Annotated in this window: 18 protein-coding genes; 7 read left to right on the top strand and 11 right to left on the bottom strand. The window is 65.2% G+C overall.

The window, feature by feature from the left end:
* Positions 1 to 35 precede the first annotated feature (35 nt).
* Both AC5RWA_RS05680 and AC5RWA_RS05675 read left to right on the top strand, forming a co-directional pair.
* Entirely contained in the window at positions 36 to 380 is a 345-nt protein-coding gene (locus AC5RWA_RS05680) for a hypothetical protein (protein WP_494056875.1), read from the top strand.
* A gap of 217 nt (positions 381 to 597) precedes the next feature.
* On the top strand, positions 598 to 981 hold the full coding sequence (locus tag AC5RWA_RS05675) for a hypothetical protein (RefSeq protein WP_494056874.1): 384 nt from the start codon (positions 598 to 600) through the stop codon (positions 979 to 981).
* Between the two features lie 76 nt (positions 982 to 1,057).
* Here the strand turns inward: AC5RWA_RS05675 and AC5RWA_RS05670 are convergent, their stop codons facing one another.
* From AC5RWA_RS05670 to AC5RWA_RS05640, 7 genes are all read right to left on the bottom strand, one after another.
* Positions 1,058 to 2,014 carry an NAD(P)/FAD-dependent oxidoreductase gene (locus AC5RWA_RS05670; RefSeq protein ID WP_494056873.1) on the bottom strand — a complete coding sequence of 319 codons (957 nt, stop codon included), beginning with the start codon at positions 2,012 to 2,014 and terminating at the stop codon, positions 1,058 to 1,060.
* Positions 2,015 to 2,102: 88 nt separating this feature from the next.
* A complete protein-coding gene (locus AC5RWA_RS05665) occupies positions 2,103 to 2,429 on the bottom strand; it encodes a GNAT family N-acetyltransferase (protein ID WP_115524074.1) in 327 nt (108 codons plus the stop codon).
* An 82-nt stretch (positions 2,430 to 2,511) separates the two neighbouring features.
* On the bottom strand, positions 2,512 to 2,931 hold the full coding sequence (locus AC5RWA_RS05660) for a DUF1304 domain-containing protein (RefSeq protein WP_494056872.1): 420 nt from the start codon (positions 2,929 to 2,931) through the stop codon (positions 2,512 to 2,514).
* A 58-nt stretch (positions 2,932 to 2,989) separates the two neighbouring features.
* Positions 2,990 to 3,841, bottom strand: coding sequence for a class II fructose-bisphosphate aldolase (locus AC5RWA_RS05655; RefSeq protein WP_494056871.1), 852 nt, complete (start codon positions 3,839 to 3,841; stop codon positions 2,990 to 2,992).
* On the bottom strand, positions 3,841 to 5,259 hold the full coding sequence (locus tag AC5RWA_RS05650; protein WP_079598639.1) for a GntP family transporter: 1,419 nt from the start codon (positions 5,257 to 5,259) through the stop codon (positions 3,841 to 3,843). The genes AC5RWA_RS05655 and AC5RWA_RS05650 overlap by 1 nt, the downstream gene beginning before the upstream one ends.
* Before the next feature lie 106 nt (positions 5,260 to 5,365).
* Entirely contained in the window at positions 5,366 to 6,265 is a 900-nt protein-coding gene (locus AC5RWA_RS05645; RefSeq protein ID WP_079598640.1) for an NAD(P)-dependent oxidoreductase, read from the bottom strand.
* Between the two features lie 30 nt (positions 6,266 to 6,295).
* Positions 6,296 to 7,792 carry a four-carbon acid sugar kinase family protein gene (locus tag AC5RWA_RS05640; RefSeq protein ID WP_494056870.1) on the bottom strand — a complete coding sequence of 499 codons (1,497 nt, stop codon included), beginning with the start codon at positions 7,790 to 7,792 and terminating at the stop codon, positions 6,296 to 6,298.
* 171 nt (positions 7,793 to 7,963) lie between these two features.
* Between AC5RWA_RS05640 and AC5RWA_RS05635 the strand changes: the two genes are divergently transcribed.
* Positions 7,964 to 8,668: a FadR/GntR family transcriptional regulator gene (locus tag AC5RWA_RS05635; RefSeq protein WP_494056869.1), complete on the top strand. Its 705-nt coding sequence runs from the start codon at positions 7,964 to 7,966 to the stop codon at positions 8,666 to 8,668.
* 83 nt (positions 8,669 to 8,751) lie between these two features.
* Here the strand turns inward: AC5RWA_RS05635 and map are convergent, their stop codons facing one another.
* From map to AC5RWA_RS05615, 4 genes are all read right to left on the bottom strand, one after another.
* A complete protein-coding gene (gene map, locus AC5RWA_RS05630) occupies positions 8,752 to 9,534 on the bottom strand; it encodes a type I methionyl aminopeptidase (protein WP_494056868.1) in 783 nt (260 codons plus the stop codon).
* Between the two features lie 64 nt (positions 9,535 to 9,598).
* The gene (locus AC5RWA_RS05625) at positions 9,599 to 10,624 is read right to left on the bottom strand and encodes a LacI family DNA-binding transcriptional regulator (RefSeq protein ID WP_254865645.1); all 1,026 of its coding nucleotides are present in this window, start codon (positions 10,622 to 10,624) and stop codon (positions 9,599 to 9,601) included.
* 17 nt (positions 10,625 to 10,641) lie between these two features.
* Complete coding sequence (locus AC5RWA_RS05620; RefSeq protein ID WP_494056867.1) at positions 10,642 to 12,219, bottom strand: glycoside hydrolase family 43 protein; 1,578 nt, start codon at positions 12,217 to 12,219, stop codon at positions 10,642 to 10,644.
* Positions 12,216 to 13,100 (bottom strand): DUF6807 family protein, encoded by an 885-nt coding sequence (locus AC5RWA_RS05615; RefSeq protein ID WP_494056866.1) that lies wholly within the window; start codon positions 13,098 to 13,100, stop codon positions 12,216 to 12,218. Before AC5RWA_RS05615 ends, AC5RWA_RS05620 begins: the two co-directional genes overlap by 4 nt.
* Before the next feature lie 292 nt (positions 13,101 to 13,392).
* Here AC5RWA_RS05615 and AC5RWA_RS05610 point away from each other — a divergent pair, with 292 nt between their 5' ends.
* The 4 genes from AC5RWA_RS05610 to AC5RWA_RS05595 all read left to right on the top strand — a co-directional run bounded on the left by AC5RWA_RS05610 (position 13,393) and on the right by AC5RWA_RS05595 (position 18,737).
* Entirely contained in the window at positions 13,393 to 14,697 is a 1,305-nt protein-coding gene (locus AC5RWA_RS05610) for an ABC transporter substrate-binding protein (protein ID WP_494056865.1), read from the top strand.
* Positions 14,698 to 14,752: 55 nt separating this feature from the next.
* Complete coding sequence (locus AC5RWA_RS05605) at positions 14,753 to 15,706, top strand: carbohydrate ABC transporter permease (RefSeq protein WP_494056864.1); 954 nt, start codon at positions 14,753 to 14,755, stop codon at positions 15,704 to 15,706.
* Between the two features lie 10 nt (positions 15,707 to 15,716).
* On the top strand, positions 15,717 to 16,622 hold the full coding sequence (locus AC5RWA_RS05600) for a carbohydrate ABC transporter permease (protein ID WP_079598648.1): 906 nt from the start codon (positions 15,717 to 15,719) through the stop codon (positions 16,620 to 16,622).
* Positions 16,623 to 16,724: 102 nt separating this feature from the next.
* Positions 16,725 to 18,737 (top strand): pectinesterase family protein, encoded by a 2,013-nt coding sequence (locus AC5RWA_RS05595; RefSeq protein ID WP_494056863.1) that lies wholly within the window; start codon positions 16,725 to 16,727, stop codon positions 18,735 to 18,737.
* The last annotated feature ends 19 nt before the right edge of the window (positions 18,738 to 18,756 follow it).

Genomic DNA, 18,756 nt, shown 5'->3' with positions numbered 1-18,756 from the left:
GCTTGGCCGGAACGCTGAAATGCAAGGGGGGAAGCATGGATCAGCCGCCATCCGGAGCCACCGGATTCCGGGAAGTGGACCGCGACGGGAACCCGCTGCCGCATGAAACCGGGGCAACAGAGGCTCCTGCCTGGACGCCTGGCGCGTGGGCGGCCGTGAATCCGTTCATTGTGGTGCTGTGGCTGTTTGCCATTGGGCTCATTGCCGGTGGCGCTGCGGCCTTCTTCTACGGCATGGGCAACCAGCTCTCCCCGAACGGGCAGGTGCCCGTGTCGTTCCTGGTCCTGACCAACGCGCCCTACGCTATTCTCCTCGGAATCGCAGCACTTTTGTGCCTGCTGTTCTGGCACGCGCTGCAGTGGCAGAAGCGGCGCGGATAGGTGAAGCAGCCTACGCAGCCACCCGCAAGACACGTCGCCAAAACCCATTCGGCGTGACACCGGATCCGCTGACGCGGGGTGTGCCCTGGACCACAAGCTGATTTGCGTGACGATTAGTAAGCATGCTTAGGTATTGGGGTAAATGAACCTCCGCAAGCAGTTCGCGGCGGAGCTGCCAACGCCGGCAGCTTCGTGAAGAAGCCCAAGGATGAACATCATGACCAGCGTTACAGAAGATCACTTGACGGCGTTTGGGGAACGCACAGAGGGAGCACTGGCTCCCGTCGGAACCAACGGGCCCGTAGACGTGGGGCTTCTGTTCACCCTGAATTCGCGGATGCATTGCCGCACCCCGATGCAGCGCATTGATCCTAACGAACTGCCCGTACGGCAGCCTGTCTACGTTGACGGGACAGGAGTGGTTCCCCTCGGTGCAGGCGCCGCCGCCGGCAACGTCGTGACCTACCGATGCGCCTGCGGCTTCACCATCGATGATCCCGCAGCTGATGCCGCCTGCTTCAACGCAACCGAATTCAACGCAACCGAATTCACTACAACCCCGTTCAACCCGGCGGCGGGCGGTCACGCCCTGGCCAGCTGACTGGCACTGGAACTACCGGCAGCTGCAGGCACTGTTCCCGGACTGTGCGGCTACCGCCGTTCCCAATGCGCTGCGGCTACCGCGCGTAGGCCCTGGCCTCCTGCACGGCCTGCCGTGTATCAGCAAGAACCAGATCAGCATTGATGGCGGCGGCGGCCCGCAGGCCGGCTGCCGCCGCCGTCATCACCTGGGCCGAGACGTCCGTGGCATTACCGGCAGCCCACACTCCGGGGCAGGACGTGAGCCCGGATTCATCCGTCTCCAGGCAGGTGCCCTCCCCCTCGTCCAGGCCACACGGTTCAAGCCCAAGGCGCTGGAGCATACTCGCTTTGCTGACGGTTGCCGGACTGACGGCCAGCACATCCAGCGGGACAACGGAACCGCCGTCGAGCACCACCCCCACAAGCCTGTCATTGCCGGTCTCCAGCCGTTGGACCCTTCCGTCCACCACGCGGACATCCCGGGCACGCAGCTGCTCTTCCTCTTCCAAGCTCAGGGACAATGCGCCGTTCAGGAACAGCGTGACGTCGGGGCTCCACTGCCGGAAGGTCAGCGCCTCAGGAGCGGCATTGGAGTCCGATGCCAGGATGCCGATCCGCTGGTTCCGGATTTCCCAGCCATGGCAATACGGGCAATAGAGGACGTCCCGTCCCCAGCGTTCCGCCACGCCCGGAAGCTCCGGCAGTTCGTCGGTGATCCCGGACGCGATCAGCAGGCGCCGGGCGCTCATGGTGGAGCCGTCCTTGAGGCTGAGGATAAAATTGCCGCCGTCACGGCTGGCTGACGTCACGAACCCCTCAACGGCCGTCCCGCCATACCGGGCAAGCTCCTCCCGGCCCGCGGAAACAAGCTCCCTCGGGCTCATGCCTTCGCGGCTGAGGAAACCGTGCACTCCCTCGGCCTTCAGATTCCGCTGTTCCCCGGCGTCGATCACCACAACGGACCGCAAGGCCCTGGCCAGGGCGACGCCCGCGCTCAGGCCCGCCGGGCCGCCGCCGATAACTGCCACGTCGAACAGTTCCCCATGAACCATATAGTCCCTCCCGGTCTGCCATCGGCTTGATTTCCTGCAGATGGATTACCCGGTGGGACAGGCCTCTAACGACGGGAAGGCTTTGTGCTCACTCAGGCCAGTCGACGAACTGTTCGTACCCCTCGTGCTTCCGCAGGTAGCCGGCAATGAACGGGCAATGCGGGACGATGCGTTTGCCGGTGGCCACCACATCATCCAGGGCGAAGTGCGCCAGGACTTTTCCCAGGCCCCGGCCTTCGAAGTCCGGCCCCGTTTCCGTGCGGATGAAGTCGATGTGTCCGGGAAGGTCCTCGAAGAAGGACTGGACGGCCAGCGTGCCGCCCACCAGCAGTTCGTAGCGGTGCTGCGCATCATTGCGCCGCAGCGTGACATCCGGCGTGAACTTATCCTCGGTGGACATCGTGTTCTCGGTCATGGTTCGACATTGGCACTACTTCATCCTGCTGGCAATGCCCGCGCAGCAAGACTAGGGCTACGAAAAAAGTGCATGCCGATGCTTACAGCACCACCGCGAGGAGGCCCAGGACGACGGCGAGGAGCGGCGTGGCGCCCTGGGTCACGGCCGCGCGGAGGTACTTTTTGCCGGTCAGGGCGAGGACCAATGCGGCGAGGACCATCGAGCCGCAACTGGCGAAGATCAGCGTCCAACCCACTGTGGACTGCCCGGCTATGGACTGCGTTGATCCTTCGGGTGCCAGCGCGATACAGCCGATGCCGATGAAGGCGCCGATGGCCAGGAAGAGGTTGTAGAAGCCCTGGTTGTAGGCGAGCGGCCTGGTGGTCTCGGCGTCGGACTGGGAGGCAACCCCAAAGCGCTTCCAGGTGGCCGGCCGGGTCCAGGTCAGGGACTCCATGGTGAAGATGAAAACGTGGAGGGCGGCAGCGAGGAAGGCAAAAAGGAGGGAGGCCAGGATCATTGCTTGATCCTAGCCTCCCTGCCTTATGGCGCCCTTACGGTAGCCGCAGCGCAGTCCGTCAGCGCGTCAGCATGCCCAGCGCAGCCGTGGCGAATCCTCCTGCAGACCGGTTCCAGTGGCCCAGCAGCGCCTGCAGGTTTTCGCCGTCGGCGCGGTGCGCCGGCAGCTGCTCCTGCAGGGTGGCCAGCACGCCGGCACGGAGCTCGGTGTTGAAGTTGACCTTGCCCACGTTCATGGACGCCGCCTTCACCAGTTCCTCCGCCGGAATGCCGGATGCGCCGTGCAGCACCAGGGGAATGTGGGTCCGCACCGCGATGTCCTGCAGCACGTCCCACCGCAACTGCGGCTCTCCCTTGTACTTGCCGTGCACATTGCCCACGGCCACGGCAAGGAGCTCAGCTCCGGTGCGGGACACGAAGTCTTCCACCTGGGCAGAGTCGGTCAGGCCGGCCACAGACACGCCGGCCTCATCCGCACCAAAGGCGCGGTCCTCGTCACCGGCCAGGCCGCCAAGTTCCGCTTCAAGCACGACGTCGGAGCCCAGCAGTGCGCGGGCCTTCCGGACCAGCGCAATGTTGTCCTCGTAGGGAAGGGAGGAACCGTCGGCAAGGACGGAATCCGCCCCTGCCGCGACGGCGTCGGCCATCACTGCAAGGTCCGAGGCATGGTCCAGCTGGACCGCCACAGGCACGGACGCCGCATCCGCCAGGCCTCGGAGCGCGGCGATCAGCCGCAGGCCGTTGGCGGTGGCGGCGGTTTTGGGCGCCACCAGCAGGATGACGCCGCGGCCCGACTCCTCAGCAGCGCCCACGACGGCCAGGGCGGTGGTGAAGTCGTAGCAGGTGAAGGCGGGGACTGCTGAGCCCTGCTGCAGGGCGGAAGTGACGAGGTGGTCCAGTCGGGTGCGCATCAGACGGTGAGTCCGCCGGTAACGATCCAGACCAGGAACGTGAGCGCGAACCCGGCCAGGCCCAGGACGGTGGTGAGCACAGTCCAGGTCTTGAGTCCGTCTGCCACCGACAAGCCGAGGAAGCGCGTCACGATCCAGAAGCCGGAGTCATTGACGTGGCTGAGCCCAAAGGCGCCGAAGCCCATGGCCACCAGGATGAGTGCCGTCTGGAACGGCGAAAAGCCGCCGTCCGCCACGGAGGCTGCCAGCAAGCCGGAGGTGGTGATGATGGCCACCGTTGCAGACCCCTGCGATGCCCGCAGGATGGCTGCCAGGACAAAGGCCATCACGATGACCGGGAGGCCGGCAGTCTGCAGGCCTTCTGCAAGGGCCTTGCCGATGCCGGATACAGTCAGGACCTTGCCGAAGACGCCGCCGGCACCGGTGACGAGGATGACGATGGCGGTGGGAGCCAGCGCGGAGTCCATGACCTCACCGGTGTGCTGGGAGGACCAGCCGCGGCGGATGCCCAGGAAGTAGTAGGCCAGGCCCAGCGCGGTGAGGAGTGCAATCAGCGGCGCTCCGATGAACGCGGCCAGCTGGGAAGCGAAGCTGTCCTTGGGCAGGATCACCGCGCCCACCGTGCCCACCATGATCATGAGGATCGGAAGGACAATGAGGGTGATGATCATGGTCGGGCTGGGAGCCGTCTTGACCTGGCTCTTGACGGCGACGTTGGACGTGCCTTGGGCAGCTTCCTGCTCGACCTGTGAAGTGCCGGTACCAAAGAGGCGGAACTGCTCGGCCGTGGCGGGCAGCATGGCGAAATCACGGCGGTTGAGCCTGCGGGCAACGAAATAGCCCAGGACGCCCACGGGGATGCAGAGGGCGAGGCCGATGATGGTGGTCCAGCCGATGTCTGCGCCGAGGATTCCAGCACCGCCAACAACGCCGGGGTGCGGCGGGACAACAACATGGATGGCCAGCATGATGCCGCCGACGGGCAGGCCGATCTTGACCGGGTTGACCCCGGCAGCTTTGGCGAAACCGTAAATGATGGGGATCAGGATGATGAATCCGACGTCGAAGAAGACCGGGATTGCCAGCAGGAAGGCTGCGGAGGTCAGGGCGGCAATGACGCGGCGGGGACCGAGCAGCTGGGTGAATTTGCCGGCCAGTGACTGTGCGCCGCCGGAAATCTCGATCATCTTGCCCAGCATGGCGCCGAGGCCCACCAAAATGGCGACGGACCCAAGGGTGCCGCCCATGCCTTCTGTAACGGTCTTGATGACGTCCGGCAGCGGGATGCCTGCCACCAGCGCCACGGAGACGCTGACCACGAGCAGGGCAAGGAAGGCGGGGATCTTGAACTTTATGACGGCCACGAGCAGCAGGGCGACGCCCGCAACTGCGATGGCCAGGAGAGCTAGTGCGCTCATCGTGTGTCTCCTTTGACGTCGCTAGTTAAGCCTAGCGAGCTGGGTGTGTACGACGGCGGCGGAGGGGGGACCGCCGCCGCCGTACGTTGAGGGGGGAGGTGGCTTGCTACTTCGTGCGCTTGGTGGGCGCGACGACCTTGATGACGGCGGAGTCATCGGCGGCGGCGAGGCCCTGGGCCTGGCCCAGGAGGTAGAGCTGCTCCGCTGCCGCAGCCACGGGGGCTGCGAGGCCGGCGGCGCGGGTGGCTTTGCCAACGATGCCCATGTCCTTGACGAAGATGTCCAGGCGGGACAGGACCTCGGCGCCTTCCTCGGTGTAGGCCTCGAGGATGCGCGGGCCGCGGTTGGAGAGCATGAACGAGCCGGCGGCACCGGCTTCGAGGGCGGCGAGCGTCTTGGCCTGATCCAGTCCCAGCGCGTCCGCGAGGGCCATGGCCTCGGCGGCGGCGGCGATGTGGACGCCACAGAGGAGCTGGTTGACGGTCTTGAGGGCCTGGCCATCGCCGGGCTTGTCACCCACCACGGTCAGCGTGGAAGCCAGGAGTTCAAGGGCGGGAGCAGCCTTTTCGCGGGCTTCGGGGGAAGCGCCCACCACGATCAGCAGGTCGCCTTCGCCGGCGCGCTTGGGGCCGCCGGACAGTGGGGCGTCCACCAGTTCGACGCCGTATTCGGCCAGCTTCTCCACGGTGGCGGGGATGGCTTCGGTGCCCACGGTGCTGCCCAGGATGACCACGGCGCCGCGTTCCAGCACGGAGGCCACGCCGTTCTCGCCGAAGAGGACGTCGTTGAGCTGTTCGCCATTGCGGACGGCGAGCAGGACGGCGTCGGCGCCCTTGGCCGCTTCGCGGGCGGTAGCGAAGGTGGCGATGCCGGCTTCTTCGGCGAGCTTCAGGCGAGGTTCGGCGATGTCGAAGCCGTGGACGGTCAGCTGGCTGGCGAGGCGGGTGGCCATGGGCAGGCCCATGGCGCCGAGGCCCAGGACGGTGACGGTGTAGTTGCTGGTCATGGTGTTCTCCATTGAATGTGTGCGGAACTTTTAGAAGGTGGTGCTGAGCTTGCGGGTGACGTCGGCGAGGGACTGGTCGTCGCCTACGTTGCCGGCGAAGACGATGTACGGGATGCCCTTTGCGGGGCCGTCAACCGGTTCCCACAGGCTGACGATGCCGGGGAGCATGGGGCCGCGGACGATGGCGTGGCGGATTTCCAGGCCGTGGGCCGCCACGTCGGAGGAGGTGATCCCGCCCTTGGCGATGACGAACCGCGGCGGGAAGGTCTTCAGGGTCCGGTTGACCACGGCGACGACGGCGGCGGACACGGTGCGCGCGATCCGCAGGCTTTCGGCGGGGTCGTCTGTCTTGATCAGCAGGCGGCTGGTGTGCACAATGACGTCGCCGCCGCGGAGGGCCTCCACAACGGCGTCCACTGTCTGTTCCAGGTGGTTGGCGGCGGCTGCTTCATCGCCCAGCAGCTTTTCGACGTCGATCTCGATGATCCGGGCCGAGCTGTGCTGTTCGGTCAGTGCCTTGAGCTGGCGGGTGGTGACTCCCACGTGCGATCCGACGACGATCAGGCCGCCGGCCTCGGACGGTGTGTTGCCGGCGTAGGCCTCGGCTCCGGTCAATTCGGCGCGGATGTCCTGGCCGATCCTGGCGCGGCCGAAGGGCGGGCCCACGCGGTAAAGGAGCTTCTTGCCGCGGCGCTCTGATTCTTCCAGGCCCAGGGCCAGGGCGCGGAGGTCGTTTTCGGTGACGATGTCGGCCACGATCGGAGTGGAATGGGTGGCGCCGGCAATGGCGTCGGCGATTGTGTTGGCGCTGATCTTTGCGCTCTCGGCGGGGTTCCCTGCTGCGGCACCAGCGCGGATGATGTTGAGGTCCAGGACAATCACCGAGTCCGCCGCGAAGCGGCCCTGCGACTTCTCCTGGACGTACTCGGCCATCACGGAGGTGGTGAAGCCGAAGGTGGCATCCTTGGCGAACTCGGTTTCGGAGACCGCGGTGAGCGTCCCGGCGGCGTCACCGGTGCCCCGCATGTAGTGGACGCCGCCGATGGTGACGCGCCCGGCGTCGGGGAAGGCAGGGACCAGGACCACGCCGTCGGTGGTTTCGCCGCTGACTTCCGCAACGGTGGCGGCGATGACGTCGGGTTCCAACGGGTAATGGCCGCGGAGGGTGGAATCGCTGCGGCTGACAAACCCCAGGCGCAGTGCGTCCGGCGAGCCGGCGGCGGAGAGGGCGTTGCGGACCACTTCCCCGTTGCGGGCGGCTGCTTCGGCCGGATCGAGGCTGCGGGTGTTGGTCAGGACATATACGGCGGGCTTGGCCTGGCCGAAGGCCCAGATGAAGTCTTCAACCTCCCAGCGGGTGAGCACGGGCAGGTCCGACACGGACTGCGTTCCCGTGGGGTCGTCGTCGAGCACTACCAGCACCCGGGGAACCTCTGCATTGGACGCGGCCAGCGTGTCCGCAACCAGCCCCGCCGGGATCTGGATTTCAGCCGGGTAGGCGGCCAGAAGGTCTGCTTCAAGCGTCACAGTGCACTCCGTTGTGTAGTGATCCGAGGTGGCGGATCCTGATGTAAATGTATCTGTAAGATGTCTGACATCTTGCATCTGATGCTAGTGTGGCATAGGACATAAAGACGCGCAAGTAGACTTGTCCGACATATCCGCTGGGCAAGGGCGCGGGCAGGAATCGGGGGCATCATGGCAAGGAAATCGTTGGTCGGCGTCGTGGCCGACGAGCTGTTGGACCGCATCATCGAAGGCGAATTTCCGCCTGGCGCCACAGTTCCCGGGGAGCACGAACTGAGCGCGCGGCACGAGGTAAGCCGGATGACCGTGCGGGAAGCCATGAAAACCCTGCAGGCCCAGCAGATCCTCAGCGTGGAGCGGGGCCGGGGCACGTTCGTTAATCCCCTGAACCGCTGGACCTCGCTGGAAGCCGTCCTGCGGGCGGCGTCCGAGGGTAAGAACGAGGCCGAATCTTCGGTCCAGCTCATCGAGCTCCGCAGGATGCTGGAGACGGGCGCCTGCGAACTGGCCGCCGGGAGGATCGCGGAAGCGGACATCGCGTCCCTGTTTTCCTACATTTCAGCCATGAAGGCAGCCCATGCCATCAATGACGTTACCGCCTTTGTCGAGGCCGACCTTGCCTTCCACGACGTGATCCTGCGCGCCTCGGGCAACGTGTTTGTGTCCGTGCTGTTCGAGCCGCTGCACCGGGTCCTGGAAAAGCGGCGGGCAGAAACTTCGGCCGTACCGGAAATCCAGGTCCATGCCATTGGGCATCACGAGAACATCGCGGATGCACTCCAGTCCCGGGATGCAACACGGGCACGGGAGGCCATGGATGCGCACATGCAGCAGACCCTGGATGACCTGAAGAACCTGGTGCTGCCCGCCAAATAACCGGTGGCGGCGCTAACGGGGATTTGGCGCGGAACGGGCTGTGCGCGGTTAGGATGCCGACAGGTCCGTTTTCAGCGGCCCTGTTACGTCTGCGCCTGCTGTGGCAGGGTGAGGATTTCGGCTCCGTCAGCGGTGATGGCGATGGTGTGCTCGGTGTGTGCCGTCCGGCAGCCGGTGGCACTTCGGAGCGTCCACCCGTCGGGGTCGGTGACGAGCTGGGCAGTATCCTCCATGACCCAGGGCTCCAGGGCGAGCAGCAACCCGGGGCGGAGTTTGTATCCCCGGCCCGGCTGTCCGATGTTGGGAACATGGGGGTCCTGGTGCATGGTCGATCCGATGCCGTGACCGCCAAACTGGGTGTTGATCGGGTACCCCGCCTCGCTGAGGACGGAGCCGATGGCATGCGAGATGTCACCGATGCGGGCGCCGGGCCCGGCTGCGGCTATTCCTGCACTCAAGGCGCGTTCGGTTGCGCTGATCAGGGCGACGCTCTCCGCCGGCCTTGATTCGCCCACGATGAAGCTGATGGCAGCGTCTGCAGCAACTCCGGCCTTGGTGACGGCGAGATCGAGGGTCAGCAGGTCGCCGTCGGCAAGCGTGTAGTCGTGCGGCTTCCCATGGAGCACGGCATCGTTGACGCCCGTGCAGATGTAGTGGCCGAAGGGCCCGCGTCCGAAGGAGGGCTCGTAGTCCACGTAGCAGGACTGCGCTCCGGCGTCGACGATCATGGCCTTGGTCCACCGGTTGATGTCCAGGAGGTTGGTGCCCACCGCACTCCGGCTCTTCAGGGTCTGCAGGATGTTGGCGACTAGCGAGCCCGTCTCCTTGGCCCTGAGCAGTTCGGCGGGGTTCAGGATCTCGATCATGCGGCGGCCTTCCTTACGCAACCAATATCTGTTCCAACCATACGGATCGGCCGGCCCGGATGCGTTACGGCGCCTGCCGCCCGGGTGGGGCCGTTGTTCCGCGGACCACCAGCTCCGTTGCCACTTCGAGGGCAGAAGGCAGCTGGGCAAGCTGCTGGTCCTGTTGTTCGGCCAGGATGCCCACCGCCATGGAGGCCAGTTGCGCCAGCGGCTGGCGGACGGTGGTGAGGGGCGGCGATGTCAGCGCCGCCTGGGCGATGTCGTCAAAGCCCACAATGCTCAGGTCCTGCGGGACCCGCAGCGAGCGTTGCCCCGCCGCATTCATCACGCCCATGGCCTGCAGGTCGCTGCCGGTGAAGATGGCCGTGGGCGGCTCGGGCAGATCCAGCAGGTCGGCGCCAAGCCGCATGCCGGACTCAATGCTGAAGTCGCCGTCCCGCACCAGTTCGGGCAGCACAGGAAGGCCTGCCTCGTGCAGGGCTGCCGCGTAGGCCGCATACCGCGCCCGGCCGTGCCCGGGGCTGTGTTTCCGTCCCGTGATGATGCCAATGCGGCGGTGGCCCTGTTCGAGCAGATGTCCGACGGCGGTCAGCGCACCGGAGAAGGACGCGGGGCTGACGCTGGGGATGGGCAGGCCCTCGGTACCCTCCGGATCGATCGCCACCGCCGGGATTTTCAGCGTCCGAAGGGTGGTCACCAGCATGGATCCCTTCCTGGGAGCCAGCAGCAGCACCCCGTCCAGCCGGTTCACCGATGGTTCCCGCAGCTTCCGCCAGCGCTCGGCCGTGGCGTGCTCCGCCCGGGCATACGCCACCGCGTAGCCCAGGCGGTCCGCCGCGGCTTCCACGCCGGCCATCGTTTCCAGGATCCAGGGCGAATCGAAGTTGTTGACCACCAGCTGCAGCATTCCCGGCTGGCCCGCCGGAGTGTTGCGCTTGGAGTAGTCGAGTTCTTCCAACGCCTGCTGCACCTTGGCGCGGGTAGCCTCGGAGACGTGGGTGCGTCCATTGAGCACCTTGGACACGGTGGGCACGGAGACGCCGGCAGCCGCCGCGACGTCAGCGATCTTGGGACGCGGGGTGGCGGTCAACGGTGCAGTCCTTGGGGTCATGTGGTTGCGGCGGCGAGTTGCGGGGCTGTGGCCCGGCGCACGGGCGCGGTGTCCACCCGCACGGGTCCCACGATAACACTGCCGCCTTCCTGCGATCCCAGGGGTGACGTGGCGAAGATGCCTAGCTCGGCACCGATCCACCTCCCTTCCACCACCTCAAAATTCCAGCCCTGGACTTCCCACGGTTCACCCGGGCCGGTGCGCCAGGCAAAGGTGGACCGGGGTGTGCCGTCCGTGCGGATCTGGAGCTCGATCCTCGAACCCGGCAGCATAACCCTCCGGCCCGGCGCCTGCTCGTGGGGCCCGTCTCCCCCGGTGCCGCTTCCCAGGACGTATCCCTCGGACGTCCGCACAATTCCCAGCCAGGCGTATTTTTGGCCCAGTACCACCACGCCGGCACGCGTTCCTGGCGGAACATCCTGCAGCTCAAGGGACGTGGTGAAGGTGGAGGGCGTGCCCGGGAGGATCTGCCCGAGCACGTTGGGAAGCTCCCTCAGGTTCACCGGATCGTTGGCTTTTGGCCTGAGCACAAGGTGCCCACCCCCGCACTGGTGCGCCCAGCCTTGCTGCGGATTCGCCTGCCAGTGCCACTGCGGCCCCAACGTCGCCGTCGAAAAATCGTCGCTGGCAGGTGGCGCTGCATCCTTCGGCGAAGTACCCGCCGGGTAGGGGTGGCTGGAGACGGGGGTGCCCGGTCCGCCGTCGGACGCCCGCGCGCCCATCCATGGCCAGCCGTCGTCATCCCAGCCCATGGGCTGCAGGTGGACCACCCTGCCGTAGGGTCCGCGGTCCTGGAAATGCAGGAACCAGTCTTCGCCGCGTGGACTGGTTACCCAGGCCCCCTGGTGCGGACCGTTCACCGCGGTATCCCCCTGCTCCAGGACGCGGCGCCCTTCGTAGGGACCGAACGGGGAGCGGGAGCGGAACACCGACTGCCAGCCGGTGGCCACGCCGCCCGCCGGAGCGAAAATCCAGTACCAGCCGTCCCGCTTGTAAAACTTCGGCCCCTCCAACGTGGTGTAGCCGGGCAGGTCCTCGCCGTTGATGACGTGTGTGCCGTGGTCCAGCAGGCGGCTGGCATCCGGGCTCATGCGGTGGACCGTGAGCCGGTTCTTGACCCCCACCCTGCTGTGGGCCCAACCGTGGACCAGGTACGCCTGGCCGTCGTCATCCCAGAGCGGGCACGGGTCAATGAGCCCGCGTCCGGGGTAGAGCAGGTGCGGCTCGGTCCACGGGCCTTCCGCCTTTTCGGCGCTCAGGACGAAGATGCCGTGGTCCGGATCGGGATAGAAGATCCAGAAGCGCCCGTCGTGGTAGCGCAGGGAGGGCGCCCACACCCCGCCGCCATGGCGGACCAAAGAGTAATGGCTGCCTTGCGGCAGGTGGGGAAGGGCGTGCCCGGCGTGCTCCCAGTCAACAAGGTTCCGGGAACGCAGGACGGGCAGCCCTGGCACCCGGTTGAAGCTGGAGGCGATGAGGTAGTAGACACCCTGCACCTGGACCGCGTCCGGGTCCGGCCAGTCGGCATTGAGGATCGGGTTGGTGTACACGGGGACGGCGTTTCGGGATGTCATGGTGTCCTGTCGGGAGGGCTGAGGGCCGGGATTCCGGGATGGTGCTGAAGGAGTTCCACGGCCTTTGTTGGTGTATCCACCAGCCCGTCGTGGATGACGGCATGCAGGGACTGGGCCAGTGGGCTGGCGGCGTTGGCGACGGCCTTTTCAGACCACGCGACGGCAGGTCCCGCGCCCAGGTAGCCGGCTGTCCTGACGAACCAGGGACGGAGGCTGCCGCCCTGGCCCAGGACAACACTGACCGGGGCGCAGTCGACGGTGGTGCTGATGGCCAGCCAGGGCGAACGGCTTCCGTGGGCAGCCGCAGCTCCTTCACCGTTGGCTGACAGCACCAAGGGCTGGGAGCGCGGGGCCGGGAAACGCCAGAAGATCCCGCCGTAGCCGGCGCCCGCCCGTCCTTTAACGGCCGACGACGAGACCTCCAGGCGGCCGACGTTGCCGGCGGGAACCATCACCGACTCCACGGACAGGCTCCAGGTCCCCGGCTGCGGGTGGCTGAAGCAGCGGATGTTCCGCTGTTCAACGGCCACGTCCACCCCTTGCTCCGAGCGCCACACCACCGTGCCGGCGGCCCCGGTTGGGGAAGCTTCGGTTGGGGAGTCTGTCCAGCCCGAGGGCACTTGGCGCCCATGATTGGGCAATACGGCCGGGCCGTCCGGCGTGAAGGTGGAGCCGCCCCAAAAATTGGTGCCGTTGAGGTCGGCGAAGGCGATCGACAGCCCCAGATGGTGAGGATGGTCTTCCGGTGCCACCTCCGTGAGCCGGGTCCCTGCCAGAGAACGGACCGGATGAAGGTATGGCCGGGGTGAGCTGGGCCCGGGAAGGTCCCGGCCGCTATGCCGGCCCACCAGGGTATTGAGATTGGGAGTTCGCTCTGCCATCAGGCCTCCTTCCTGCGAGTTGCTGCGTGGCAATGGAGAACAGCATAGGCATCGCGGAAACAATCAGCAATAAGCATAGAAAGTTTCTGATTTAGAGTGATGCAGCTTTAGAAAATTGTGTTGACAGTCACAGTCCTTCCTTGCTAGAAATCGTTTACTCACCTTTTCCTCTTGCCGAAAACCCGCGCTCCGCAACCGCAACTCAGCAGTGTCTCGCGCAAGAGAATCAGAAAGTTTCCGTTCGGATGTACCGATCGCCCATCACCGGGCAGCCACAGAAAGGCGTCATTCAATGAAGAAGACAGCAACCACCGGGGTCCCGCGCAGGGTCTTCCTGGGCGCGGCCATAACAGCCGCAGGATTGGCCTTGAGCGGCTGCGGCGGTGGGTCGTCCCCGTCGGCAGGCGGGAACGTGGAACTGAACTTTGTCTACTGGGGCGACTCCAACCGGGCCAAAATGACCGACGCGGCCATCAAGATCTTTGAGGAGAAGAACCCCGGCATCACCGTCAAGAGCGAATACCAGGACAGCGGCCCCTACGCGGACAAGCTTGCTACCCGGTTCGCCGGCGGCAATCCGCCGGACGTGCTGAACATGGCCAACCGCAGCCTGCTTGAGTATGCGCAGCGCGGCACGCTGGCGGACCTGAAGTCCCTGCCTGAGATCGACCTCGCCAACATTCCCGCCACTATCCAGAGCCGCGGCGAGGTGGACGGCAAGCTGTACGGGCTGGCCACCGGCGTCACCACCATCGGCATGGTGGTCAACAAGACCATCACGGACCAGGCCGGCGTCACCATCCCGGACGACAAGACCTGGAGCTGGGAAGACTACGCAAAATTTGCCACCGAGGTGACCCAAAAAACGGGAGGAAAGATCTACGGGGCCGGGTACGACGTGGCCACGGAAACCGGGCCCATCCTTCTTGCCCGGCAGCGCGGCGAGGACTTCTACACCAAGGACAACAAGCTCGGCGTCAGCGAGGAAACCATCCGCGAGTGGTTCCAGTACAGCGTGGACCTGCGGAATGCCGGCGGCTATCCCCCGGCGGGCTTCTTCGAACAAATCGGCGGCTCGCCCGCGCAGTCCTACCTGGCCAAGGGAACGGTGGCTTCCCAGATCATTCCCATCAACAACTTCAAGGGCTACAACGAGGCGTCCGGCGGAAACCTGGTGCTGCTCCGCATGCCCGGCGAAACCACCGGCGAGCGCCGCGGCTACTCCGCTGACCCGAGCATGCTGTGGTCCATCGCCGCAAAGTCCAAGCACCCCAAGGAAGCTGCCAAACTGCTGAACTTCCTCATCAATGACGCGGACGGAGCGGTGGAGACGCTGACCCAGCGCGGTGTGCCCATCAATCCTGATGTGGCCGATGCCATCAAACCCAAGCTTGGCAAGGACGACACCGCCTTCGTGGACATGGTGGCCGCCATCCAGGAAGACGAGCTTGCACCGGCCTACGTGTACCCCAAGGGCGCAAGCGTGGTGGCTGACACCCTCAAGCAGCTTGCCACCGAGGTTGAATTCGGCCGTGTCACTCCGGCGGACGCCGCCAAGACCTTCCTCGAGAAGAGCAATGCAGCCATCAACAAGTAATCCGGGCCATTCCGTCCGGACACCGCAGCACCAGAAGCAGATAGGAGCCTGACGCATGTCAGTGCTGACCAAACAAGCCCCCGGCGCGGCCGCCGCCCTGGCCTCCGGAGGGCCGGGCAAATCCAGGAGGGGAACTGCCCGGCGGAAGAACCAGCGCTCGGGGTACCTGTTCCTGCTGCCCTGGTTCCTGGGCATGCTGTTCACGATCATCCCGTTCTTCGCATCCCTCTACCTGGCGTTCACGGACTACAACCTGTTCACCGAGCCGAACTTCGTGGGCCTGGCGAACTTCCAGGCCATGACCGAAGACCCCCGGCTCTGGCAGTCACTGAAAGTCACGTTCATCTACACGTTCGTGTCCGTGCCCATCTCGCTGGCCGTTGCCCTGCTGATCGCCCTGGTGCTCAACCGGGGGCTGCAGGGGCTGGCCATCTACCGTTCCATCTACTACCTGCCTTCACTGCTGGGCGGCAGCGTGGCCATCGTGATGCTCTGGCGCTACATCTTCGGGAACGACGGCATCGTCAACGGCTTCCTGGGCCTGTTCGGGATTGCCGGGCCCGCCTGGGTCACCGACCCCGACTTCTCGCTGAGCACCCTTATTGTGCTGAATGTCTGGACCTTCGGCTCGCCCATGGTGATCTTCCTGGCAGGCCTGCGGCAGGTCCCCACCATGTACTACGAGGCAGCCTCGATTGACGGTGCGTCCAGGTGGAGGCAGTTCCGCAGCATCACCATTCCGCTGATCAGCCCCATCATCTTCTTCAACCTGATCATGCAGCTCATCGGGTCCTTCCAGACCTTCACGCAGGGTTACGTGATGAGCGGCGGAACCGGCGGACCGGCGGATTCCACCCTGTTCTACAACCTGTACCTCTACCAAAAGGGCTTCACGGAATTCGAGATGGGGTATGCCTCCGCGATGGCCTGGCTGCTGCTGATGATCATTGCGATTTTCACCGCCATCAACTTCATCGCATCCAAGTTTTGGGTCTTCTACGACAATTAAGGCAACCCCCATGGCACTCCTCGAACTACCCACGAAGCGCAAACAAGACAAGCCCGCCAAGCCGAAGGACCCGGAAGACGCCCTGGCGGGGACACCCACCACCCGCTTTTCCCGCCACCTGATCCTGTGCCTGGTGGGCCTGGTGATGCTGTACCCGTTGCTCTGGCTGGTTTCCAGCTCCTTCAAACCGAGCAATGACATCTTCCGGCAGCTGGGGCTGTGGCCGGAAAACTGGGACTTCAGCAACTACGAACAGGGCTGGACGGCACTGAACCAGCCGTTCCACGTATACCTGATCAACTCGATGATCGTGGTGGTGTTCTCGATCGTGGGCAACATCTTCTCCTGTGCCCTGGCCGCCTATGCGTTCGCACGCATGGAGTTCACGGGCCGGAAGCTTTTCTTCGCACTGATGCTGGGCACCCTGATGCTGCCCGGCCACGTGCTCCTGGTCCCGCAGTACATCATCTTCTCCCAACTCGGCTGGCTGGACACCTACCTGCCCCTGATCGTGCCGAACTTCATGGCCACCAACGCGTTCTTCATCTTCCTGATGGTCCAGTTCATGAAGGCGCTGCCGAAAGAGCTGGACGACGCCGCGCAGATCGACGGATGCGGCCCCTTCCGCACGTTCCTCCGGGTCATTTTGCCGCTGTGTGTTCCCGCCATGGCCACCACCGCCATCTTCACGTTCATCTCGACCTGGAACGAGTTCTTCGGTCCGCTGCTCTATATCCAGAACCAGGACCTCTACACCGTTCCCCTGGCGCTGCGCGCCTTCATGGACTCGGAAGGCCAAAGTATGTGGGGTCCCATGTTCGCCATGTCGGTGGTATCCATCGCCCCGATCATTGGATTCTTCATTGCGGGCCAGAAATACCTCATCAACGGCATCGCCACCACGGGTTTGAAATAGCCCGGGGCTGACGCAAGCCCCTTTCCCTTCCGCGCGCATCACTGAACACCCTATTGAACCCTGGGCTGGAGGCTGCCCGGGAACAAAACAAAGGAGTTTTGCATGAGTTTGCGACGTCTATTCGGCGCGGCTGCCGCCGTCGTTATGCTGGGAAGCCTCACGGCGGCACCAGCCCAGGCAGCACCGCCCGGTCCGGGCCAGGAAGCCGGCACACCTGCCACTACCGCCGCCAAGGCCGAAGGCACTCCGGAAGCGCTCTGGAAGCAGACGCCGGACGGCTTCGCGGCGCTGCCCGGATACGGGCTGCCGGGAACAACTGGCGGCCAGTCCGGCAGGATGGTCACCGCGTCCACCATCCAGGAACTCAAGGACTATGCCGGGGCCGACGAGCCCCTGGTCATCTTCATCAGCGGCAGCCTTGCCGCCACGGACTACATCAAGATTCCCGTCGCCGCCAACAAGAGCTTCATCGGTGTTGGAGCGGGCGCGGAAGTGGTAAATGCCGGCTTCAAACTCATCAACGTCTCCAACGTCATCTTCCGGAACTTCACCATCCGGGACTCCTACATCCCCGGCGACTGGGACGGCAAACGCCCGGACAACGACCGCGACGGCATCCAGCTGGACACCACCCACCACGTCTGGGTTGACCACATGGCCATCCAGCGGATGGGCGACGGACTGATCGACACCCGCAAGGACTCGGACCTGGTCACCTATTCGTGGAACGTGTTCGCGGACAACAACAAGGCTCTCGGCGTGGGCTGGACCGCCAACGCCGTGACCCGGATGACCATCCACCACAACTGGATCCGGAACACCACCCAGCGCAACTTCAGCCTGGACAACACTGCGGCGGCGCATGTCTACAACAACTTCCTACAGGACATTGGCCAGTACGGCATGATGGGCCGCAACGCCGCCAAGGTGGTCCTCGAAGGCAACAGCTTCAGCGCCGTGCAGGACCCCATCGTCGCCAAGGACCCCGCCACCGAAGTAGTGAACCGGGACAACGTCTTCAACGGCACCCGCGGCCGCAAGGACAACGTGGGATCCGCCTTCGATCCGACGCAGAACTACAGCTACCAGAAGGACGACGCCGCCCGGGTGCCGGAAATCGTGGCAGCCGGAGCGGGCCCCCGCGGGAACAGCGCCCCGAATACGACGACGGAGATCACCGTTGCCCTGGACGGCACCGGGGACTTCGGCAGCCTGCAGGCCGCCATCGGCTCGATCCCCAGCGGCAGCACGCTGCCGCGCACCATCACGGTCAAGCCCGGCACGTACCGGGAATCCGTCAATATCTGGGCTGACCGGCCCAACCTCACCATCCAGGGCGCAACAGCCAACCCGGCCGACGTCGTCATCACCTACGACCTTCCGGCCAACGGCGTGAAGTTCTTCGGCGGCACCTGGGGCGCGGGCGGCAGCGCCACCCTCAACGTCCTCGCCGAGGGCACCACCGTCCGCAACCTGACGGTGGAAAACGCCTACGACGAAGCCGCCAACGGCGGCAGCCAGGCACTTGCGGTCCGGAGCGTGGCGGACCGTGTAACGTTCGACGGCACCCGCTTCCTGGGCAATCAGGACACCTATCTCGCAGACACCACAGGGCGGGACGCGACTGCCCGCACCTACCTCAAGGACTGCTACATCGAAGGTGACGTGGACTTCATCTACGGCCGGGGAACTGCTGTCCTGGACGGCTGCACCATCCACTCCCTGGACCGCGGAAGCAGCACCAACAACGGCTACATCGTGGCTCCAAGCACCAAGAACTCCAACCCCTACGGCATCCTGATCGTCAACAGCGCCCTCACTTCTGACGCGGCAGCCGGCACCGTCAGCCTGGGCCGTCCGTGGTTCGCCAGCAGCGATCCGCAGGCGCACCCCATGGCGGTCATCCGGGATTCGGTGCTGGGCAGCCATATCGCCGTCCAGGGCTGGGCGGACATGAGCGGCCACTCCTGGAAGGAAGGACGGTTTGCCGAGTACAACAACTCAGGGCCGGGCGCCCAGGTGAACGAATTCCACCCGCAGCTCTCACCGGAAAACGCCCCGAAATTCACCAAGGAAACCTTCCTTGGCGACTGGACCCCGGCGGGACGTGGTTGAGATGGCCGGCAGCAAACAC

The organism is Arthrobacter sp. 210 2 (assembly GCF_059093025.1).
Note: the sequence above shows the minus strand (reverse complement) of the source record. Positions and strands in the feature narration are given on the sequence as shown.